Below are 21674 nucleotides of genomic sequence, written 5' to 3'. Positions count from 1 at the left end.
GCGCCATCCGGCGCTTGTTAGCGGGTTTTTCAGCACCCTGCTAAGTCGTTGGCTAAGGCACTCAAAGCCAATGACGTGTATCACTGGCTACTGACAGGCGGGTTCTACGCTGAGAGCTACGTGCTTCCCCCGTGCTTTTATGTAGACAAGAAACCGGCCAAGCCGAAAAAGTTCTTTGCGGTGAAGAAGAATAGCTTCAAGCCGGATCGAACCGAGCCCATCGAAGTCCACTTCCCCAAGTCGGAACTGTCGGACAGGACGTTTGGGATCATGGATCCATACATCCATAACGATATTGCATATCACCTCTCGAGGAACTGGAAGAAGCTAGTAGATCGGATGATTCCAAGCGATAGCATCGTCGCTTCGTATAGCTTTCCGCTTCCGATCAGCAAGAGGACGCCCAATCGCCTTGGCGTCCTGAGAAGTGGAAGGCTGATATACGAGTTCATTGAGATGACAGACGACGACTTAGCATCTGTCGCCTACAAGTACAGTCACATCGTAAAAGCTGACATCAAGCGCTTCTACCCGTCCATTTACACGCATAGCATTGCTTGGGCGCTGCATGGCAAGTCGTTCATACGCAAGCCAAAGAACATGCATAGTTTCAGTCATGTTGGAAACAGGCTGGACAAGCTGTTCCAGAACGCAAGCGATGGCTGCACAAACGGTATTCCGATAGGCCCGGTGGTCTCAGACCTCATTGGCGAGCTAATTGCTGCGGCCGTTGATCGGATATTCACGAAAGAGGTAAAAGCCGGAGCCATCGACTGTGAGGCGGTTCGCTTCAAAGACGATTATCGGGTTCTTGTGAAGTCGGAGGCTGACGCTAAGAGAGTCATCAAGATTCTCCAGGCCAGTCTCAAGCAGTACAACCTAGAATTGAGTGACGAGAAGACGCAGATCCATTCGCTGCCTGGCGGCCTGTTCAGAGGCTGGGTATCCCGTTACCACGTCGTACACCCACGCAAGAAGAAATTCTTTACTTGGAAACAGTTTCGAGAGTTGTACCTAGCAGTCATTGAAATTGACCGTGCTCACCCTGGAACGGGCGTAATTGATAGATTCTTAGCTGATATAACTCGAAAAGACGGCTCTCTAAAGTTTGACTTCTTTTCGAGGGACCTCGAGAAAGTGATAAGCATGCTTCTCATGCTCGGGAATCTAAGAATAAAGGCTTTCCCAAAGATAATCGCTATTATGGAGGCGTTACTTAGAACGCCATTTGGGTTCACTCATCAGAGCCGGATCGTTGAATACCTCGGTCAGTTCTTAGACAAGCTCTCCGAGGACGAAAGTCGCAACAAGTACCTCATAACTTGGATTGGGTACTTTTTTGCTAGTAACGGATTGATGGACAGCCTGCCGAAGAAGTACAAGTTTAAAGACCCGATCCCTCAGTCAGTTTTTGCCAACCAAGGATTGATCTTTAAGAATCGCAAGGAGTTCAAGCTGTTTGTCGGGTGCAAGACGTCGGCGAAACGCACAAACCTGATTCGGCATCTTGATGTATTCGAGCCTGCCATCTAACAATTCATGTATGGACTCCCCCGTCAACCCCGCCGCGCAGTGATCCTGCCCTGTCGGGCTCATCCAAGCCCTGGGACGCGCGCGGGGGTCCATTGGAGCATTCAAGCCAAAACCGCTTCGCGGCGCGGCTTGATTCGGGCATTGGCCGCTTTATCCATATCATCAGGGGTCGAGATGAGAATCAACGGTTTTCCCTGGGGCGTTGCACTTCTTGGCTGCATCGCGCTCTCCGCTTGCTCGTCTGCGGATTCGCCGCAAAGCGGTGCCGCTATTGCGAACCCCGCATCTGAGTACTGCGCCAAGGAGAAGGGCGGACGCGTCGAGATCGTGACAGATGAGTCCGGCGCACAAAAGGGCATGTGTCACTTGCCGGATGGCACCGTGGTGGACGAGTGGGAGCTGTTTCGCAAAGATCATCCGCAGAATTCATGAGTCGCGGGCCGACAATTCGTTCGTGACGAACCTGCTTCGCGGAGATTCCATGCGCTTTGTGCTACGCAAGCGCAGGTCACCCGGGCAAGTGAAACTCACCTGCTAGAATGCGCGGCTCCGAATCACTCGCAGCGGCGGCCTTGCCGCGCAGCCGATACCCGTGCCACTGATCCAGGCTTCCCTCCCCGCTTCCGCCAAGCAACGTCGCTACTGGCTTGCGCCCCATGGCTCCGCGCTCGCCCTTGCGCTGGCCGAAGCGGCGCAGGCGCAAAACGGGCCACTGGTGGTGGTATGCCGCGATACCCACGAAGCCAATGCGCTCGAAGCCGAGCTCACGGTTTTCCGCACGCCGACGCTGGACATCCTGCCATTTCCCGATTGGGAAACCCTGCCTTACGACTTGTTTTCACCGCACGCGGAAATCATCTCGCAGCGCATCGCCACGTTGTATCGCCTGCCCAGCCTCGAGCACGGGGTGTTGCTGGTGCCGGTGGCGACGCTCATGCAGCGGCTGGCGCCGCGCAGTTACCTCGGCGCTTCGAGCCTCATGCTCGAACTGCGTCAGAAACTCGATCTGGCTGCTGAACAGCGTCGCCTGTCTGCGAGCGGCTACCGCAACGTTCCGCAGGTGCTCGAACCGGGCGACTTCGCGGTGCGTGGGGCACTGCTCGACATCTTTCCGATGGGCAGCAACGAACCGTATCGCATCGAGCTGTTCGACGACGAGATCGATTCGATTCGCAGCTTCGATCCGGAAACCCAGCGCTCCGCGCACAAGGTCGATGCCGTGCGTCTGTTGCCGGCGCGCGAGTTTCCGCTCACCGAAGCCTCGGCCAAGGCCTTTCGCAACACCTTGCGCGAGCGCTTCCCGATCGACCCGCGTCGTTGCCCGCTGTATCAGGACATCAACGAAGGTGGTGCGCCGGCCGGCATCGAGTATTACCTGCCGTTGTTTTTCGATCGCACCGAAACCCTGTTCGACTATCTGCCGGGCAACGCGCTGTTCGTGCTCGCTGCCGGCGCGCTCGATGCCGCCGAAGCATTCTGGACGCAGACCGGCCAGCGCCATGAGCAGCGCGCGCACGATGTCGAGCGACCGGTGTTGCCGCCTGTCGAGCTGTACCTTCCACCGCAGCAGCTGCGCGAGCGGCTCAACGATGCACTGCGCATCGACATCGTCGACACGGACGACAACAAGCATGCACTCCCGCTCGGCACCCAGCCCGCACCCATGCTGCCGCTCAATCGCAAGGGCGAGGAAGCCGGCGCCGCCTTGCGCCAGTTTCTCGACGCCTATCCGGGTCGCGTGCTGATCGCCACCGACTCGGCGGGACGCCGCGAGGCGCTGATCGAACAGCTCGCCGCAGCGCGCATGCTGCCGCTCACGCTCGCCTCATGGCAGGCGTTTGCGCAAGACGGTGCCGAAGGCAATCGCTTCTGCATCACGGTGGCGCCGCTCGAAGCCGGCTTTGCGCTGACCTCGCCCGCGCTCACCGTGCTCACAGAACGCGAACTGCTCGGTGAGCGCGCGCAGCAGGTGCGCCGGCGCAAGCGCGCGGCGCGCGATCCGGAAGCCGTGCTGCGTGATCTGTCGGAACTGTCGGTCGGTTCGCCGATCGTGCACATCGATCATGGCGTGGGCCGCTACCAGGGCCTGACCAAGCTTGATGTCGGCGGCGCCAGCGCCGAATTCCTCGCGATCGAATACGCCAAGGGCGACAAGCTCTACGTGCCGGTCGCGCAACTGCATCTGGTGTCGCGCTACTCGGGCACCGTGCCCGAACTCGCGCCGCTGCACGCGCTCGGCGGCGATGCCTGGGAGCGTGCACGCAAGAAGGCCGCGCAGAAGGTGCGCGACGCTGCCGCCGAACTGCTGGCGATCTACGCCCAGCGCGAGGCACGTCAGGGTGTGGCGCTGCCGGTCGACCGCGAACTGGCCGAACAATTCGGCGCTTCGTTTCCGTTCGAGGAAACACCCGATCAGGCCAGCGCGATCGCTGCGGTGATCGACGATCTCGCCGCCGGCCGGCCGATGGATCGCGTGGTCTGCGGCGATGTCGGCTTCGGCAAGACCGAGGTCGCGCTGCGCGCGGCCTTCGTCGCCGCCACCGCGGGCAAACAGGTCGCGGTGCTTGCGCCGACCACCCTGCTCGCCCAGCAGCACTACCAGAACTTCCGCGACCGCTTCGCCGATTGGCCGATCCGTGTCGAAGTGCTGTCGCGCTTCAAGTCGAAAAAGGAAATCGCCGCCGAACTCGACAAGCTCGCAGCCGGCCAGATCGACGTGATGATCGGCACCCACAAGCTCGTGCAGAGCGACGTCAAGTTCAAGGATCTGGGCCTGGTCATCATCGACGAGGAACAGCGCTTCGGCGTGCGCCAGAAGGAAGCGCTGAAGAAACTGCGCGCCGAGGTCGACGTGCTCACGCTCACCGCCACGCCGATTCCGCGCACGCTCAACATGGCGATGGCGGGCTTGCGCGATCTGTCGATCATCGCCACCCCGCCCGCGCATCGCCTCGCGGTGCAGACCTTCATCGGCCCCTACGACCCGGCCACGATCCGCGAGGCGATGCAGCGCGAACATGCGCGCGGCGGCCAGGTCTATTTCGTCCACAACGAAGTCGAGACGATCGAGAAGACCGCACGCGAGCTCGCCGAGCTCATGCCGCAGGCACGCATCCGCTTTGCCCACGGCCAGATGCCCGACAAGGAACTCGAGCAGATCATGCTCGACTTCTACCGCCAGCGTTTCAACGTGCTGGTGGCAACGACCATCATCGAATCGGGCATCGACGTGCCCAGCGCCAACACCATCATCATCAATCGCGCCGATCGTTTCGGCCTCGCGCAATTGCACCAGTTGCGTGGCCGCGTCGGCCGCTCGCACCACCGCGCCTATGCCTATCTGATGTTGCCCGAAGGACGCAGCGTCACCGCCGATGCCGAAAAGCGTCTCGAAGCGCTCGCCTCGCTCGATGAACTGGGCGCGGGATTCACGCTCGCCACCCACGATCTGGAAATTCGCGGCGCCGGCGAATTGCTCGGCGAGGAACAGAGCGGCCAGATCGAGGAAGTCGGTTTCGCGCTCTACAGCGAGATGCTCGATCGCGCGGTGCGCGCGCTCAAGGAAGGCAAGGTGCCCGATTTCGACCTCGCAAGTCAGGGCGAAGCCGAGATCGTGCTCAACATCCCGGCGCTGATTCCCGACGACTACCTGCCCGACGTCAACACGCGCCTCACGCTGTACAAGCGCATCGCCAGCGCGCGCAGCGACGAGGAACTGCGCGAACTGCAGGTCGAGATGATCGACCGTTTCGGCCTCCTGCCCGATCCGCTCAAGCACTTGTTCGCGGTGACCTCGCTCAAGCTCGCGGCGACGCCCTTGGGCATCCGCAAGCTCGAACTCGGGCCGCAGGGTGGGCGCGTGCTGTTCACGCCCAAGCCCGCGATCGAGCCGCTGACGATCATCCGCCTGATCCAGAGCCAACCGCGCGTCTACGCACTCGACGGCCAGGACAAACTCAAGTTCAAGATGCCGCTGGAAGGCAGCAGCGAACGCCTGCGCGCCGCCGGCGATCTGTTGCGCACGCTCGGCGCACGGCTTGCCGCCTGATCGCCCGCAGAGTGCGCCTTGCGCTTGCGCGAGTGCGACAATCCGCCCATCCGCATTTCGAAGACACCATGACCCACACCGACGCGCTCCATCGTTTCCAACTCGACCGCGCCGGCGTGCGCGGCGCGCATGTCCGCCTCGACGCGGCCTGGCAGGCGCTGCGCACGCAGGGCGACTATGCGGGCGCGCTCGGCGTGCTGCTCGGTGAAACACTCGCCGCAAGCGCGCTGTTCACCAGCACGATCAAGTTCGACGGGCGCCTGTCTGTGCAACTGCAGGACAGCGGCGCGCTCAAGCTGCTGTTTGCCGAATGCACGCACGAAGGCCATGTGCGCGGCATTGCACGCTGGCAGGGCACGCCGCCCGCCACGCCGATCAGGCTCGAACCCAATGCACGCCTTGCGATCACCATCGAGAACCAGGTCACGCAGACGCGCTATCAGGGCATCGTGCCGGTGGAGAGCGGCGATCTGGCGCAGGCATTCGAACAGTATTTCGCGCGCTCCGAACAATTACCCACGCGCATCGTGCTGGCCCAGGCCGGTGATCGCTGTGCGGGCCTGCTGTTGCAGCAGATCGCCAGCAGCGGCGGGCACGGCGTCGATCACGACGAAGACGGCTGGAATCGCGTCGGCCACCTGCTGGCAACGCTTTCGCAACAGGAACTGCTCGCGCTGTCTGCGCAGGATCTGCTGCTGCGCCTGTTCCACGACGAGAATGTGCGCCTGCAGCCACCGCAACCGCTGGCCTTCCATTGCCGTTGTTCGCGCGATCGCGTGGCCGACATGCTGCGCTCGCTCGGCCAGGCCGAGTGCGCGGCCACACTCGCCGAGCAGGGTTCGGTGCAGGTCGATTGCGAGTTCTGCAACCGCCGCTACGTGTTCGACGAGGCCGACATCGACGCCCTGTTCAGCGGTCCGCAGGCCGCAACAGGCACGCGTCACTGAACGCCGCCGTGCCCATGCATGCACGCGCCCGCGAGCTCATCGACCTGCTCGATCTCGCCCCGCATCCCGAAGGCGGTCATTTTCGCCGCATGCATGTTTCCGCACAGGAAGTGCTCGACCGCATGCGAGCGCGTGCGGCACTGAGCACGATCCATTACCTGCTTGCCGCGGGCGAACACAGTCGCTGGCACCGCGTCGATGCCGACGAATGTTGGCACCACGCCGAAGGCGACGCACTGGAACTGCTGATGTTCGACCCCGCGCACATGCGCCTCACGCGCCACCGGCTCGGTGCGGTCGACGCCACCGGAACCACACCTCTACACGTCGTTCCCGCCGGCCATTGGCAAGCCGCGCGCCCGCTTGGTGCCTACAGCCTCGTGGGGTGCAGCGTCGGCCCGGCCTTCGAGTTCGCGGGCTTCGCCTTGCTCGATTCCGCACCCGAAATCGCCGCTGCGCTCGCCCACATCGATCCGGCGCTGCTCACCCTGGCCTGAGCCTCAAGGGCCGGTTTCGAAGCCGTCGCCGAAGATCAGGTCGGCGTAGCGCACCAGACGCACGCCGGGCACCAGCGATTGCCGCGGCAGGTTCATCGAGCCGCCATCGGCGAACGACACGATGCGCGCATCGGACGTCGTGAATGACGACGCATCGGGCGTGGCCGACCACACCGCGCCAGAGGGCGTGTTCGGGAATCGTTCGGTATTGATCGCGGGAGCGCTGCGACATTCCTCGACCAGAGCGCGCAATTCCTTGATGTTGGGCAGGCGCCAGTCATCATGGCCGGCGAACGTCGATGCCTGCGCGGCAGCGAGCGCACTGGCCCAATTCATCGTCTGCGTCGCGCCGCCCGCACAATCGTTGCCACTGCGACCTTCGAGACAGGTCTTCCACATCAGCCCGCTGCGTCGGTCACTGATCGTGCCATCGCCGTGGTCGAGGTAGCTCACCGAAGGATTGTTCGCCGGAATGCCGTTCCGGCAATACGCGGCCACGCCGGTCGCCGGCGGCGCGCCGCGCACGAGCAGCGCGCGGTTGGCCGCGTCGCGCGTGTTGGACGCGCCCATCGGCGCAGTGGTCGCATGCACACTGCCGCGCGCGAAGGAGACCGCCCATGCACGCGTGGTGTCCGCGACCGGATTGGCTGCCCAGTACAGCGCCTCGATCGTGTTCGGAAAATACTCGGGATCGACCGTCCCCAGACTGCGCCCGAGGTCGGTCATGTCTTCCAGTTCCTTGACCGTCGGCAGGCGCCAGTCGTTGTAGCCGCACAGGCCTTGCGCATTGACGTCGGCCACGAACTTGGCGGTATCGCAGCGACCGGGGCGATTGCAGACGCCGCCGTTCTCGCTGCCCGGATTGCCGTCGGGACTGGCCGGATCGAACCAGCTGTAGGTGCGGTTGCGGCCGCGCAGTTCGCCGAAGGATTCGAGCTTGACCTCCCACAGCAGGCCAGTGAAGTTGTCGCGCGTGCAGGCCCAATCGTTGGCGCCCGCGCCGAGCGCAGCCGTTGCCGGCAGGTCTGCGCCGCTGTTGGAAACCTTGGTGAAGTCGAAGCCGGTGGCTTGGCCATTGTTGGGCGTGCTCGCACCGAGCTTGACGAGCGTGCCGGCGATCGCCGCGGCATCGCGCCCGTACTGGCAATCCTGCCCGGCCGGATGGCTGGCAATGCAGGTGGTCGCGTAGCCATTGGCTGCCGCGCCGCTCCAGGTGACCGCGGTGTCGTTGAGCGGGCGGCCAGCGGCCGGCGTGACCACGAGCAGACTCGCAAGAAACAGGGTCCGGTTCATTTCTTCGGCATGACGGGCGAAACTCGCCGTCAATATACCGAAATCGAAGCCGACCCCGATTCTCAGATCGGCGCGCCGGGTGGAACTTTCGGCAAGGCTCGCAGGCTCACCGACTTGGGATCGGCCAGATAGCGTTTGATCAGGTCGGCGGCGGCGAGCCGGCTTGCCGCGGCGGCCGCATCGCCGCGCTCGCTGGCAAGCTGCGTCTGCCATGCGCGCAGCGACGTTCGCACTGCCGCATCGACCTGCGCATGCAACTTGCCGTCATCGAGCGTGTGCAGCACGGCATCGAGCACGACCCAGTTCGCAGCCGTCTGCACGGCCGCGGCCGCGCCCGTGCGGGGTGCCTGATTCCAACTGCCGGCAAACACCGCCGCCAGCAGCTCGGCGACGCCGGGTTGCTGCGCATCTCGCGCATGCTGCCAGGCCAGACGGTTCAACCGTTCGGGCGCGAACAGGAAGCTCGTGGTCTGCGCGGTCGCGGCTTCGGCGGCCGACAATGGATCGAACAGTGGCGCCATCTGCGTGCCGAAGTATTCGCGGCTGCGCGCATATTCGTTGCCCGGCGGCGTCATCAGGGCGAGCACGTTGTCAGGCAGGACCAGGGTGTCGGCAGCGAACGTTGCGACCAGCCGTGCGAGCGCCTCGCGCTGGGTCGCGGCCGCAACCGGCGTGGCGCCGGCACGCCGATCGGCAGCGCTGGCATAGGCGTAGCTCGCGCCGCCGAGCAAGCGCGCGACGGCTTCGGTCTGGTAGCGATGCAGGAGATACAGCGGCACCAACCGCGCCTCGAATTCACCACTCTGGCGCGCGGGCGGCAGCACGCCGGCCGAGAAGTTCGCCAGCGCCACGCGGCGCGCCTTCATCAGCGCATCGAAGGTCTGCAACGAATCGGGGCCAGAGTCCCACAGCAGGCCATCGGGTTCGGCGTCGCCGGGGCTGCGCGCATCCTGATCGGCGAGAAATCCATAGCCGGCCTTGACGATGTCGGCGCGCAGTTTCGCCAGCGCCGCTTGTTCCTGCCCCGGCGCGAACTGACCGTAGGCATGCGCGACGATGAAGTCGTCCCACGGCCCGACACCGACGCCGTAGGCAGCGGCGAGCGAGAGCCGGCCATCCGCGCCGAGCGCGATCAGCGGGTGCGGGTAGTCCATCACCGAGCCGTTGCCGTGGCGGCTGGCGGAGAAATTGTGCGCAAAACCGAGCGCATGGCCGACCTCGTGTGCGCCGAGCTGGCGCAGGCGCGCGAGCGCGGCCTGCTCGGCCTCGTCCTTGAGCGCCGCGGCGTCGGGCTTGTCGTAGGGCGCGAGCAGTGCCTCGGCAATGAGGATGTCCTGGCGCACGCGCTGCGAGCCGAGCGTGACGTTGCCGCGGATGATCTCGCCGCTGCGCGGATCGACGATCGGCATGCCATACGACCAGCCGCGCGTGGCGCGATGCGCCCAGGTGATGAGGCTGTAGCGCACGTCCATCGGATCGACGCCCGCGGGCAGCAGTTCGACGCGATAGGCATCCTTGAAGCCGGCCTTCTCGAACGCGATCTTCCACCAGTTGGCGCCTGCGAGCAGCGCCGAGCGCACCGGCTCGGGCGTGCCACGATCGAGATAGAACACGATCGGCTTCTTGACGTGGCCAGCGGCGTCGATCTTTTCGAGGCGGAAACGCGGCTGCACGCGACGCTCGATGCTCGATGCCAGTGGCTGCGCATAGTCGTACCAGGACACGCTCAGGCCGCCCGAAGCCGGGTGATAGTCGCGCGGCACGTAACCGGGCTCGGGCAGGCGCACGAGGCTGAGGTGCTGGCGCAGGCTGAGGCTTTGCGGGTCCATCGCCACATCGCGCACGAACTTGCCTTCGCCCGCGCCCTTGAAGGTGAGCAGGGCTTCGAGTTCGGTGTTGTCGGGGAAGCTCTTCGCTTCGGCGGCGAGCACCGCGCTGCGCTTGTCGTCGACCTCGTACTTGCCCTGCCCGCTGCGCGCGAGCTGCGCGGCGATGCCGTGGCGATCGGCACCGAGCAGGGAGCCGACATCGACGAGCACGAGGCCGTCACGCTCGGCAAGCACGTCACCCGCCCACCACACCGATTCGGCAAAGGCCTGGCGCACGCTCAGCGCTTCTTCGGGATTGTCCGATTGCGCGCGAAAGCGCGTGTTGTCCTCGACCAGCAGCACGCGCGTACCGACGCGGCGGAACTCCATCAGGTGCGAGTCACTGCTCTGGCCGCGGTCGAGGCCGATGTCGTTGGAGCCCAGCGCCCACGGCAGCGAGGTCATCAGCAGGAACGGCTGATCGAACGCATGGATGCCCAGCAGCACGCGGCCCTTGGCCGGATCGCGCCACAGATCGAAGAAACCGGGCACATGCTGCAGGCCGCGCGTGGCCGCCTCGACGCTGCTCGCGGTCGGCGCCTTCGTGCTCGGCGTACTCTTTGGCGGTGTGGTCGCGGCGCAGGCAGGGCCGCCCAGTGCGATGGCCAGCATTGCGCTGGCGAGAATCGGGGCAAGCTTCATCGGGCTTTCCTCATGGCGCGTCGGAAAGCCCGAGTCTGGCGCGCCGGGCCCGCAATTCCCATATCCCGAAAGCCATGACGCCCAGGCACGCGCAGTCTCAGGCGCCCACCGCATCCAGACGCTGACGCAAGGACTCCACTTCGCTGCGCAGGCTTGCGACCTCGGCTTCGAGCTCGGCAACGCGCTCGCTCAGGCCGCCGGTGGCGGCCTCATGCGCAACCGGGCCGGCCGCGGCGAGCGCTTCCAGATCGAGCGGCCCACCCAGCAGATGCATGTAGCGGATCTCGCGCTGGCCATGCGCGAGCGGCAGGGAAGTCACCAAGGACTCATCACGTTGCAGCAGATGTTCGAGCGTGTCGCGCACCGCATCGAGCGAGTGGAAATCAGCGAGGCGCTCGCAGCGCGTGAGGAGTTCCGCAGGCGTCTGCGGCCCGCGCAGCAACATCACGCACAGCACCGCACGCTGACGCGCGGTGACGTTCCAGCGCGATTCGAAACGATGCTCGTAGCGCAGCGCGCGCTGCGAAGACGGCGCCACCTTCACCAGGCCCTTGCCTTCGAGCACGCGCAGCGCATGCGCGACCGCGCCGGTTTCCAGATGCATCACCGGCTCACGACTGGTCTTCTGGTTGCACGCGGCAACCAGTGCATTGACCGTGAGCGGATAGACCTCGGGCGTGGTGGCAGCCTTCTCGATGAGACAACCGAGGATGCGCGCCTCGATCGGGTCGAGCGGAGGCGCAGCGGGCATTTCAGTCGACGCTTCGTCCATCGGGCAATCCTCGCGTGGGAAATGGGGCCAGGCACATTCTTCGGCTGGACGCTGGAGATATTCGTGAATCATCCCGAAAAAATACAGCTGGCTCCCATATCAGGCTGCTCAAAAACCATTTTCATCAGCCTGATAGCGCAGTGCAGGGAGGCACTGCACGCGAATCGATCACGCAAGTGATTGATTCGTCGGAGACGAGTCCGGGCATGTACCGGACTCGTCGAGCTGAAGAAGTCCAGGATGGACTTGTTCAGCACCCGGCTATTCCCCTTTTCCCACCCCGTTTCCAGAAGTCCGAGCACGCATCGCGCGCACCCCTTCCTGCGACGCATGCAAGCACCTGGGCAGATTTGCCGCCGCGCACGGCGCAGGTTCGCTTGGTTGGCAAGCCGCGCGGGAGCATCCCGCGCCGCGCGCGCATCGCCAGGGTCTACCTGCGGATAACTCCTTGAAAAAACGCATGATTCCCAGGGAAGTCCGAGCCGCCCATTCCTGCAGCTTGTTCCGGGCCAGATCCAGCAGGCATCGGTGGCGCAATCCGGACGGAAAGGGCGTTACCCGGATGCGACTGAATTCCAGAAGGCGCCGGCGATTCCTGCTCGACAGGCGGCGCGCGTCCGCCACTGCAACGGGGAGCATTGCCATGACACGCAAGTCCGAGTTCCACCCGTACCCGAACCTCGTCCACGCAGTTGCCGTCGCCGCGGGCGCCGCGGCACTGTTCTGCGCGAGTGGCGTTGCCGACGCCAGCTCGCCATTTGGTGGCCCGCTGACCGAGCCGATCACGGGCATGGCCGGCGTAGTCGGTGGAACCGGACATACCTGCGCGGTCGCCAGCAGCGGAGCGATGTACTGCTGGGGCGACAACGTCTATGCGCAAGTCGGCGACGGAACCTCCGAAGAGCGCTGGACCGCGGTGCGGGTCATCGGCCTCGGTGGCAATGCGCAATCGGCTGGCGCCGGGGGCAGTCACACCTGCGCGTCAACCAGCAGCGGCGCGGCACGCTGCTGGGCCTACAACTATCACGGTCAGGTCGGCGACGGTACGGATACCGACCGCGACCTGCCGACGCCGGTGATCGGTCTCGGCAGCGGTGTGCAGGCGATCGCCACCGGCATGATCCACAGCTGCGCATTGGTCAACGGCGGCGTGAAGTGCTGGGGCTCCAACGGCTTCGGCCAGCTGGGCGATGGTTCCGACACCCAGCGTCTGGCGCCGGTGCAGGTCAGCGGCCTTGCCAGTGGCGTGCAGGCGATCGCAACCGGCGGCGAACACAGCTGCGCACTGACCAGCGGCGGCGGCGTGAAGTGCTGGGGCAACAACGATTTCGGACAGCTCGGCAACAATTCAACCATCGAGCAGCACACCCCGGTCGATGTCAGCGGCCTGGCCAGCGGCGTGATCGCGATCAGCGCCGGCCGCTTTCATACCTGCGCAATCACCAGCGGCGGCGCCGCGAAATGCTGGGGCGCGAATGACAACGGGCAACTCGGCGACAACAGCCAGACCGAACGCCACGTCCCGGTGAACGTCAGCGGCCTCGGCAGCGGCACCGTCTCGATCGCCGCCGGCTACGCCCACAGCTGCGCGCGCACCGGCAGCGGTGGTGTCAAATGCTGGGGCGGCAACAGTTGGGGCCAGCTCGGCAACGGATCGAATTCCGACAGCCCCGTACCCGTCAACGTCAACGGGCTCACCAGCGGCGCGCTGGCGATCGGTGTCGGCTGGGATCACAGCTGCGCCGTGATCGGTGCAGGCCGCGTGCTGTGCTGGGGATCGAACGCATACGGCCAGCTCGGCAATGACAGCAACACCGACAGCGCCGTGCCGGTGTTCGTGCTCAGCTCGGAAACCGTGTTCACGAACGGATTCGAATGAGCGCAGCGGCGGGCTGTTTCATCGGCTGCCGCATCGATCCGGGCACACGCCCGGTCAACGCATGCGCCGCGTCCGTCCTCGCCGGCTGCAAGAAAAATACACTGCCCGTTTTTCTTCAGCCGTCGTCAGGATGACGACGCGTTGAGCGGGGGCTCAGGGCTCGGCATCGTCATCGATGCCTGCGTCCTTGACCCCGGGCGTGCAGCCGGGCACCAGCGCATCGCTGCCGAGCAGCCACCATTCGCGACGATTGGCGTGGCCCACGCGCACGGCCTTGCTGGCATCGATGCACGCGCCCATCTCGCGCATGGCCTGCTCAAGCATGAAGATGCGCCGATGCGCGGGGTCCTCGGCGAGCCAGTGCGTGGCACGTTCAAACTGGGTCGTCCACGGCGCGCGGAAACCGAAATCGCGCACCGGGCCTTGCGCCATCAGCAGGTTCTGTTCCTTCCAGGCGACGAGGCCGATTTCGGTGCCGGTTCCGGCCAGCGACCGCGCACGCTGCATGATCGCCGCGCCCGAACTCGATGCATCGAGCAGGGGCGTCGCCCACAGGCTCCACACCAGCCACAGACCGACAAGTCCCGTGAGCAGCGCCGCCACGCCGCGACGTGGCCTGAGGATGACGGCGGCCACCACGAACAGCGCCCCGATCGCGACGAACATGCCCCACACCGCGGCGCCAAGGTCGGCAAGATCGCGTTGCGCAAGCACGGCCTGGAAGCGCGAGCTTTGGCCTAGCGCAGCCCATGCGCCCACTCCCAGCATGAGCAGGCCAAGGGTCAGCGCCAGCGCGAAGGCGCTCACGCGCAGCCAGCGCAGGCGCAGGATTTCCGGCCAATGCGGCGCCATTGCCAGCGCAAGCATTGGCAGCGCCGGCATCAGGTACACATCACGCTTGCCGCTGGGAATGCTGAAGAACACCAGCAGCAGCAAGGCCCACACCAGCGGCAGCATCACGCGCGGTTCGTGCGCGCGCAGATCGCGCCACCAGCGCGGCAGCAGCGCCGGGTAGGCGAGCGAGAGCGGAAACCAGTTGAACACGATCACCGGCAGGAAGTACCAGAACGGCTGCACATGCGCCCACGAAGCCGCGTAGCGCTTGGCGGTCTGGCGCAGGAACAGGTCATCGACATAGGCGGCGTATTCGGGTGCGCCGTGCAGATGCGCCGCAATCAGCACCGCGCCGCCCCAGGCAAGGATCGGCGCAAGGAAGGCGAGCGCGCCAAGGCTCCAGCGCCAGGCCGAATGCGCGGTGTGCGTCACGCCCGGCCAGTTGCGCAGGCGCGCGTAGGCATACGGCAACAGCATGAGCAGCGCGAGCACGCCCACGCCCTTGGAAATCACGCCCAGTCCCGCGGCGAAACAGCCGAGCCAGAACGCACGCCAGTTCGGACCACGCAGGCAATGCAGCAGCAGGCCCCAGTTGGCGAGCGTGATCCAGCAGGTGACCAGCGGATCGATCTGCGCGCGCTTGGCCTGGTACATGAACTGCAGCACGAACAGCACCGCGATCGCGCTGTACAGGCCGGCGCGATGGTTCCACAGGCGCCGGCCCAGATCCCACACCAGGGCGAGCGTGGCCAGGCTCGCCAGCAGGGACGGCAGCAGGAAGGCGATGCGCCAGGAGCGCAGCAGTTCGTACGCGCCGGCGATCAGCCAGAACAGCAGCGGCGGCTTGTCCGAATACAGCTCGATGCCGCGCTGCGGGAACAGCCAGTTGCCTGATTCGATCATCTGCCGCGCAACCAGCACGAAGCGTGGCTCGTCTGCGGGCCAGGGATCGCGCAGGCCGATGCCGGCGCCGATCAGCAGCAGGGCGCCGAGCAGGAACCAGAGCAGTTCGCGGCGCTCGCGCGGCGTGAGCAGGGTGGGCGATGGCAGGCCGGTCATGGCAGGCAGTGCCAGCGAGGCGGGGCGCCGATCATCGCACGATCGGCGTCAAGCGCGGATCAATGCTCGTGACCACCCGCGCCATGCGCGTGACCGTGAGAGATTTCCTCTTCACTGGCATCGCGGATGTCGGTGATCTCGACATCGAACTTCAGTGTCTTTCCGGCGAGCGGATGGTTGAGATCGACATCGATCACGCTCGAACCCACCTTGTGCACGACCACGGTGCGGGCGCCCGCCTCGCGCGTGTGCAATACGGTGACGTCACCCGGCCGCAGGCGCTCGCCCTGCTGGAAGTACTTCTTGGGCACGCGCTGGGTGAAGTTCGCGCGGCGCTCGCCGTAGGCCTGCGCGGGTTCGACGCTGACCTCGAAGGTGTCGCCCACGCCGTGGCCGAGCAGGGCCTGCTCCAGACCCGCGATGATGTTGCCGTGGCCGATCAGCACGCTCAGCGGCTCGCCGCGCTCGCGTGAGGAATCGACCGGCTCGCTGCCGCCATCGCTGACGCTGTAATGGAAGGAAACGACCTTGTTGGCCTCGACGTTCACGACACACTCCGCATGAAAAAGCGCGCGAGCATAGCAGGCCACGGCAAACGCGTCATCGCCACCAGCCAATCGGCCTTGCCTGCGCGGACGACTCGGGTACGCTGCACGCCCCTGCCACGACGGAACACCGATGCCCAGCCGCGATGACGCCGCCGCAATCGAACGCATCGCCAGCCGCTTCAGCCGCCGCAGCCATGCCGGTTACGCCCGCGGCAAGTTGCGTCACGATCCGGTCTATGCGGCTGCCGCGACCTGGATCGGCAGCGACTCGATGCCCCTGCTCGACATCGGCTGCGGCCTGGGCTTGCTCGGTTTCTACCTGCGCGAGCGTGGCTGGCACGGTGCCTACCACGGCCTCGACTTCGATGCCGGCAAGATCGCTGCCGCGCGCACGGCGGCCGCTGACCTGGCGCAATTCCAGCTCGACGACGAACGTGCACAGACCCTGCCCGCGTTTGCCGGGCATGTCGCGCTGATCGACGTGCTGCACTACCTGCCGCGCGAGGAACAAGCCACGCTCCTGCAGGAAGCCGCCGCGCGCGTTGCGCCCGGTGCGCTCCTGATCGTGCGCAGCGTGTTGCGCATGCCGGGCTGGCGCTTCCAGCTCACGCGGCTGGAAGAGCGCTTCATCCACGCGATCGGCTGGGTTGCCAGCCCGGCGTTGTACTTCCCGAAGCGCGAGGAAATCGAGGCGCCGCTGCAGCTTGCCGGCCTGAGCGCGAACGTGCAGCCGCTGTGGCAGGGCACACCGTTCAACAGCTTTGCGATCACCGCGCGCCGCCCCGCGTTGGCATGAGACGAGCACTTTGCGGCATGCTCGCCCGCATGCGAGGAATGCCACGATGCCCAATCCCATGCACAGCCCGGTCTCGATCATAGGCGGCGGCCTGGTCGGCTCGCTGCTCGCCTGCCTGCTCGCGCAGCGCGGCTTCGCGGTCGAGGTGTTCGAGCGCCGCCGCGATCCGCGCGTGGCCGGCTATGCGGGCGGACGCTCGATCAATCTGGCACTGGCCGAGCGCGGCCTGCACGGATTGCGCCTCGCGGGGCTGGGTGAGGAAGTCATGCGGCTGGCGGTGATGATGCGTGGACGCATGGTTCACCACCGCGACGGGCACTGCGAACTGCTGCGCTACGGGCGCGACGACAGCCAGGTGATCTGGTCGCTCAGCCGCGGCCGCCTCAACATCGCCCTGATCGATGCTGCCGAACGCGCCGGCGCGCGTTTTCATTTCGGTCAACGCCTGCACGAGGCGCAGTTTGGCGAGGGCGCGACCTTGCAGCTGATCGATGAGGCCAGCGGCGCGGCGCACACCCACGAGGCACCCTTCGTGCTCGGCTGCGATGGCGCCGGCTCGGCGCTGCGCGCGGCGATGAACCGGGCGCATGGCTTGGGCGAGCGCATCGAGGAACTCGGCCACGGCTACAAGGAACTGGAGATTCCCGCGCGCGAAGCGGCTGCAGGGGCGGCTCGTTTCGCGATCGAGGCCAACGCCCTGCACATCTGGCCGCGCGGCAATTACATGTGCATTGCACTGCCCAATGCCGAAGGCCATTTCACGGTCACGCTGTTCCTGCCCAACCAGGGCACGCCGAGTTTCGCGCAAGTGGACACGGCCGCTGCGGCGCGCGCGCTGTTCGAGCGCGACTTCGCCGACCTGTTGTCCCTGCTGCCCGATTTCGACGCGGACTTTTCCGGCAATCCGATCGGCACGCTGGCCACGCTCTACCTCGACCGCTGGCACCTGGACCGCCGCGCCCTGCTGCTCGGCGATGCCGCGCATGCGATCGTGCCGTTCCACGGCCAGGGCATGAATTGCGGCTTCGAGGATGCGGTCGAGCTGGCCGAGCTGTTCGCTGCACACGCCCAGGATCGGAACTGGACGTTCTCCGAATTCGAGCGCCGGCGTCGACCCAATGCCGCCGCGATCGCGGCGATGGCGCTGGAAAACTATGTCGAGATGCGCGACTCGGTGGCCGACCCGGCCTTCCTGCTGCGCCGCGACCTTGGCCGTGTGCTCGCCGACCGGCATCCCGACCGCTTCGTGCCGCGTTACTGGATGGTGACCTTCTCGCGCATGCCCTATGCGCAGGCATTCGCGCGCGGCGCCATTCAGGACGCCCTGCTGCATGAGCTGGCCGATGGCCATGCCGATCTCGAGACCATCGACCTCACCCACGCCGATGCGCTGGTGCAGGCGCGGCTGGCACCCGTCGCCGCCGCGTGATCCAAGGCTTGACGATGAACGACACATCCGCGTCCGACCTTGCCCATCAACGCCGCGTCTTCGAACTGCTGCGTGCCGCGCTCGATCACGAGGAGCCCGGGCGCGCCGCATGGCTGGCGCAACAGTGTGGCGGGGACATGCAACTCCTGGCGCAGGTATCCAGCCTGCTCGATGACAACCGGCCCAGCCTGCTCGACACCGACGCCGCCAGCATTGCCACGCGCTTTGCCCAAATCGACCCGCGCGACGCTCCGCTGGCACCGGGTACGCGCATCGGCAACTGGGTGATCGAACGTCTGCTCGGCCACGGCGGCATGGGCGCGGTCCACCTGGCCCAACGCAGCGGCGACGATTTCACCCAGCGCGGTGCGCTCAAGCTGATCAAGCGCGGCATGGATTCGGCGGCCGTGCTGGCGCGCTTTCGCCGCGAGCGACAGATCCTTTCGCAGCTCGAACATCCCCACATCGCGCACCTGCTCGATGGCGGCATCAGCGATGACGGCCAACCGTACTTCGTCATGGAGTACGTCGCCGGCCAAGGCCTGCGCGAATGGCTGGCAGGCCCGCAGGCGGATCTGGACGCGCGCATCACGCTGTTTCTCGACCTCGGTGATGCGCTCGCGCATGCGCACCAGCACCTCGTCGTGCATTGCGACATCAAGCCTGAAAACCTGATGGTCGATGCCAACGGTCACGTGCGGCTGCTCGATTTCGGCATCGCGCGCTTGCTCGAGGATGGCGACGATGCCGCGTTGACGATGACCCGGAATCGCTTCGTCTCACGCGCCTATGCGGCACCCGAGCAGATCGCAGGCGCCGCCACCACCACGGCCACCGACATCTACCAGCTCGGCGCCTTGCTGTTCGAACTGCTCACCGGCGTGCGTCACGACCCATCGCGTGCCAATGGCGCGGTATCCAGCCGCCTCATGCGTGCCTGGCAAGACGCCGATGCCAATACCCGCGCGCGCGTGCCGGCCGCGCAGTTGCGTGGTGATCCCTCGATCATCATCAGCCGCGCCACCGACCCCGAGCCCGCGCGCCGCTATGCCACCGTGCAGGCGCTGTGCGCCGATGTGCGTGCCTGGCGCGCGGGCATGCCGATCAGTGCCCGCGCCGACAGCGCGATCTATCGCCTGCGCCGTTTCGTCGGTCGCCACCGCCTCACCTGCAGTGCCGGCGCGGTGGCGGTGCTGGCGATCATCGCCGGCAGCGCCACCGCGTTGTGGCAAGCGCGCGAGGCCGAGCGCGAAGCCCGCCTGGCACGTTCGGCGCAATCCTTCCTCGTCAGCGTGTTCGAATCGTCCGCACCCGATGCCGCCGCCGGTCATGAAGTCACCGCACGCGAGTTGCTCGACCACGGCAACCAGCGCATCGCCAACGAACTGGCCGACCAGCCACGCCTGCGCGGTGAGATGCAGCTCACCCTGGGCAAGCTCTACGCACAGCTCGGCCAGTACGCGCAGGCTGCGCGCCTGCTCGGCGATGCCCGTTCGACGCTCACCGGGCTGGCGCCGAGCGCAGCGATCGAGGCGACCTTGGAACTGTCCGCGGTCGAGCGCGAACTCGACCATCTCGATCAGGCCGAGCAACTGCTGGCGGCGATCGCCGCGCCGGTCGAACCTGCGCTGCACGCCCGCAGCCTGGTCGAGCGTGCACAGTTGCGCGAAAGGCAGGGCCGCTTCGACGAGGCACTTGCCGATGCGCGCTCTGCGCTCACGATCGATCTTCAACGCGGTGACGCGGCACGCGCCGAGCAGGCGCGCGACCGCCAGATCGAGGCGCTGCTTCTGACCCGCCAGGCGCGTTTCGACGACGCGACCAAAGCCTTCGAGCATGCGCTCGCCGACGCCCGCGCGGTTCATGGTCCCGGCGACACCCGGGTTGCGCTCATGCTCAACGACTACGGCGGCGCCTTGGCCATGAAGGGTCGGGCAAGCCAGGCCGAAGCCGCGTTGCGCCAGGCACTGCAGATCCGTCGCGAGCGCCTCGGCAAGGAGCATCCGGCGGTTGCCGAAACCCTGCAGGTCCTTGCCTCCGTCCTGCGTTCGCAGGGCCGCATCGACGAAGCGCGGGCCTGCCTGGATGAAGCCATCGGGATTCAGCGCAAAGTGTTCGGAAATCAGCACAACCTGCTCGCCAACTCACTCAATTCGCGGGGCCTGATCGAGTTTTCCCGACACCAGCCTGCGCAGGCCGAACCGTTTCTGCAGGAAGCGGTCGCGATTTACCGCAAGCTGGGCCAAAGCGATACGCCGCCAGCGGCCACCACCGCCAACGTATTGGCAGCGATATTGATGCAGCTGGGCCGCTACGACGAAGCCGCTCCGCTCATCGATCACGCCCTTGCCGTCCACCTCAAGATGGTGGGCGAACAGCATCCGCTGGTGATGAGCGATCTGAATTCGATGGCGCAATTGCAGTTCCGGCGCGGACAGCTTGATCGGGCATTGGAGTTCTCGGCACGCGCGACCGCGATTGTCGACGCCGGCCATGCGCCACCACGCGAAGGCGCCTATGTGCGGCTGGCCTATGCCAACCTGCTCGCGCGCGCCGGCCGGCCTGCAGACGCCCTGCGCGAAATCGACCGCAGCATCGACGCACTCACGACGCTCAGCGCCAACGAAGCGCGCCTGCCCGCCGCGCGCGCGGTGCGCGCCGATGCCTTGCTCGGGCTCGGACGCATCGACGAAGCGCTGGCAACCGCGCAATCGGCGCTTGCGCAGCAAACGCAAGCTCAAAGCGACGACCCGACCGGGCAAGTGGTCAGTCATGTCCTGCTCGCGCGCATCGCCGCGGCGCGACACGATGCCTCCGGCGAACGGCGCGAACGCGCTCTCGCCCGTGCGCTGGTGGCAAAGATGCCGGCGCCCGAGCCGCTGCTGCGCCGCGAACTGGAGCGGCGCTAGAACACGAGCCGGCCGGTCGGGGCGAAATGGTAGGATCGCGGCAATCCCGTGCAGGCCCGCCCATGGCAGAAAGCGTGACCCAACTGCTCGACGCCGTCGCCGCCGGACGGGACGATGCGCGCGATTGCATCTTCATTGCATTGATGGACGAGCTGCGGCGCTGCGCCCACCGCCAACTCGGTGGCGGGGAAAGAACGCTGTCGACCACGGCACTGGTCAACGAGACCTATCTCAAGCTGGTCTCCGCACAATCGCTCAAGCTCGAAAGCCGCCAGCATTTCATGGCGCTGGCGGCGCGCGCGATGCGCCAGGTGCTGGTCGACCACGCACGTGCCATCGGCGCCAGCAAGCGCGGCGGCGCGCAGCTGCAGGTCACGCTCGACAATGACCTGCCGGACACGCCGGCAGAAGTCATCGAGGTGCTGGCTCTCGATCAGGCTCTTGGCCACCTCGAACAAATCGACCAGCGCGCTGCGCGCGTGGTGCAGCTGCATTTCTTCGCCGGTCTGACCTTCGGTGCAATCGGTGAACTCGAGGGCCTCAACGAACGCACCATCAAGCGCGATTGGGAGGCTGCGCGGCGCGTGCTTGCCGCGAACATGGGCAGCGCGCGCTGACGC

Annotated in this window: 15 protein-coding genes; 10 read left to right on the top strand and 5 right to left on the bottom strand. The window is 65.9% G+C overall.

Annotated elements, in window-relative coordinates:
- Window positions 1-48: 48 nt before the first annotated feature.
- The 5 genes from KF759_RS08400 (at window position 49) to KF759_RS08380 (ending at window position 7025) form a co-directional block, all read left to right on the top strand.
- The gene (locus tag KF759_RS08400; RefSeq protein WP_291224466.1) at window positions 49-1533 is read left to right on the top strand and encodes an RNA-directed DNA polymerase; all 1485 of its coding nucleotides are present in this window, start codon (window positions 49-51) and stop codon (window positions 1531-1533) included.
- Between the two features lie 174 nt (window positions 1534-1707).
- A complete protein-coding gene (locus KF759_RS08395; RefSeq protein WP_291224464.1) occupies window positions 1708-1965 on the top strand; it encodes a DUF333 domain-containing protein in 258 nt (85 codons plus the stop codon).
- A gap of 160 nt (window positions 1966-2125) precedes the next feature.
- A complete protein-coding gene (mfd, locus tag KF759_RS08390; RefSeq protein WP_291224462.1) occupies window positions 2126-5581 on the top strand; it encodes a transcription-repair coupling factor in 3456 nt (1151 codons plus the stop codon).
- Between the two features lie 68 nt (window positions 5582-5649).
- On the top strand, window positions 5650-6528 hold the full coding sequence (locus tag KF759_RS08385; RefSeq protein ID WP_291224460.1) for an Hsp33 family molecular chaperone HslO: 879 nt from the start codon (window positions 5650-5652) through the stop codon (window positions 6526-6528).
- A 14-nt stretch (window positions 6529-6542) separates the two neighbouring features.
- Window positions 6543-7025 (top strand): cupin domain-containing protein, encoded by a 483-nt coding sequence (locus KF759_RS08380; protein WP_291224458.1) that lies wholly within the window; start codon window positions 6543-6545, stop codon window positions 7023-7025.
- 3 nt (window positions 7026-7028) lie between these two features.
- On the opposite strand, the gene KF759_RS08375 is transcribed toward KF759_RS08380, so the two are convergent.
- From KF759_RS08375 to KF759_RS08365, 3 genes are all read right to left on the bottom strand, one after another.
- Complete coding sequence (locus KF759_RS08375; RefSeq protein WP_291224457.1) at window positions 7029-8318, bottom strand: DUF1566 domain-containing protein; 1290 nt, start codon at window positions 8316-8318, stop codon at window positions 7029-7031.
- Between the two features lie 62 nt (window positions 8319-8380).
- A complete protein-coding gene (locus KF759_RS08370; protein WP_291224456.1) occupies window positions 8381-10828 on the bottom strand; it encodes a zinc-dependent metalloprotease in 2448 nt (815 codons plus the stop codon).
- Between the two features lie 97 nt (window positions 10829-10925).
- Window positions 10926-11600, bottom strand: a complete 675-nt coding sequence (locus KF759_RS08365) for a YceH family protein (RefSeq protein WP_291224454.1) — start codon at window positions 11598-11600, stop codon at window positions 10926-10928.
- A gap of 643 nt (window positions 11601-12243) precedes the next feature.
- On the opposite strand from KF759_RS08365, the gene KF759_RS08360 reads away from it, so the two are divergent.
- On the top strand, window positions 12244-13479 hold the full coding sequence (locus KF759_RS08360; RefSeq protein WP_291224452.1) for an RCC1 domain-containing protein: 1236 nt from the start codon (window positions 12244-12246) through the stop codon (window positions 13477-13479).
- A gap of 153 nt (window positions 13480-13632) precedes the next feature.
- On the opposite strand, the gene KF759_RS08355 is transcribed toward KF759_RS08360, so the two are convergent.
- Together KF759_RS08355 and KF759_RS08350 are read right to left on the bottom strand one after the other, a co-directional pair.
- Window positions 13633-15372, bottom strand: coding sequence for a glycosyltransferase family 39 protein (locus KF759_RS08355; protein ID WP_291224450.1), 1740 nt, complete (start codon window positions 15370-15372; stop codon window positions 13633-13635).
- A gap of 59 nt (window positions 15373-15431) precedes the next feature.
- Window positions 15432-15920, bottom strand: a complete 489-nt coding sequence (locus tag KF759_RS08350) for a peptidylprolyl isomerase (protein ID WP_291224448.1) — start codon at window positions 15918-15920, stop codon at window positions 15432-15434.
- Between the two features lie 130 nt (window positions 15921-16050).
- Between KF759_RS08350 and KF759_RS08345 the strand changes: the two genes are divergently transcribed.
- The 4 genes from KF759_RS08345 (at window position 16051) to KF759_RS08330 (ending at window position 21671) form a co-directional block, all read left to right on the top strand.
- A complete protein-coding gene (locus KF759_RS08345) occupies window positions 16051-16716 on the top strand; it encodes a class I SAM-dependent methyltransferase (RefSeq protein ID WP_291224446.1) in 666 nt (221 codons plus the stop codon).
- Window positions 16717-16762: 46 nt separating this feature from the next.
- On the top strand, window positions 16763-18145 hold the full coding sequence (locus KF759_RS08340) for an NAD(P)/FAD-dependent oxidoreductase (RefSeq protein ID WP_291224444.1): 1383 nt from the start codon (window positions 16763-16765) through the stop codon (window positions 18143-18145).
- 14 nt (window positions 18146-18159) lie between these two features.
- The gene (locus tag KF759_RS08335; RefSeq protein WP_291224442.1) at window positions 18160-21054 is read left to right on the top strand and encodes a serine/threonine-protein kinase; all 2895 of its coding nucleotides are present in this window, start codon (window positions 18160-18162) and stop codon (window positions 21052-21054) included.
- A 62-nt stretch (window positions 21055-21116) separates the two neighbouring features.
- On the top strand, window positions 21117-21671 hold the full coding sequence (locus KF759_RS08330) for an ECF-type sigma factor (RefSeq protein ID WP_291224440.1): 555 nt from the start codon (window positions 21117-21119) through the stop codon (window positions 21669-21671).
- The last annotated feature ends 3 nt before the right edge of the window (window positions 21672-21674 follow it).

Source organism: Dokdonella sp., assembly GCF_019634815.1.
Lineage (GTDB): Bacteria > Pseudomonadota > Gammaproteobacteria > Xanthomonadales > Rhodanobacteraceae > Dokdonella_A.
Note: the sequence above shows the minus strand (reverse complement) of the source record. Positions and strands in the feature narration are given on the sequence as shown.

Excerpts from the sequence above, each read along its gene's own strand:
- KF759_RS08375 (WP_291224457.1), bottom strand. The coding sequence starts at position 8,318 with ATGAACCGGACCCTGTTTCTTGCGAGTCTGCTCGTGGTCACGCCGGCC.
- KF759_RS08395 (WP_291224464.1), top strand. The coding sequence starts at position 1,708 with ATGAGAATCAACGGTTTTCCCTGGGGCGTTGCACTTCTTGGCTGCATC.
- KF759_RS08370 (WP_291224456.1), bottom strand. The coding sequence starts at position 10,828 with ATGAAGCTTGCCCCGATTCTCGCCAGCGCAATGCTGGCCATCGCACTG.
- KF759_RS08380 (WP_291224458.1), top strand. The coding sequence starts at position 6,543 with ATGCATGCACGCGCCCGCGAGCTCATCGACCTGCTCGATCTCGCCCCG.
- KF759_RS08345 (WP_291224446.1), top strand. The coding sequence starts at position 16,051 with ATGCCCAGCCGCGATGACGCCGCCGCAATCGAACGCATCGCCAGCCGC.
- KF759_RS08360 (WP_291224452.1), top strand. The coding sequence starts at position 12,244 with ATGACACGCAAGTCCGAGTTCCACCCGTACCCGAACCTCGTCCACGCA.
- KF759_RS08385 (WP_291224460.1), top strand. The coding sequence starts at position 5,650 with ATGACCCACACCGACGCGCTCCATCGTTTCCAACTCGACCGCGCCGGC.
- KF759_RS08355 (WP_291224450.1), bottom strand. The coding sequence starts at position 15,372 with ATGACCGGCCTGCCATCGCCCACCCTGCTCACGCCGCGCGAGCGCCGC.
- KF759_RS08335 (WP_291224442.1), top strand. The coding sequence starts at position 18,160 with ATGAACGACACATCCGCGTCCGACCTTGCCCATCAACGCCGCGTCTTC.
- KF759_RS08340 (WP_291224444.1), top strand. The coding sequence starts at position 16,763 with ATGCCCAATCCCATGCACAGCCCGGTCTCGATCATAGGCGGCGGCCTG.
- KF759_RS08365 (WP_291224454.1), bottom strand. The coding sequence starts at position 11,600 with ATGGACGAAGCGTCGACTGAAATGCCCGCTGCGCCTCCGCTCGACCCG.
- KF759_RS08330 (WP_291224440.1), top strand. The coding sequence starts at position 21,117 with ATGGCAGAAAGCGTGACCCAACTGCTCGACGCCGTCGCCGCCGGACGG.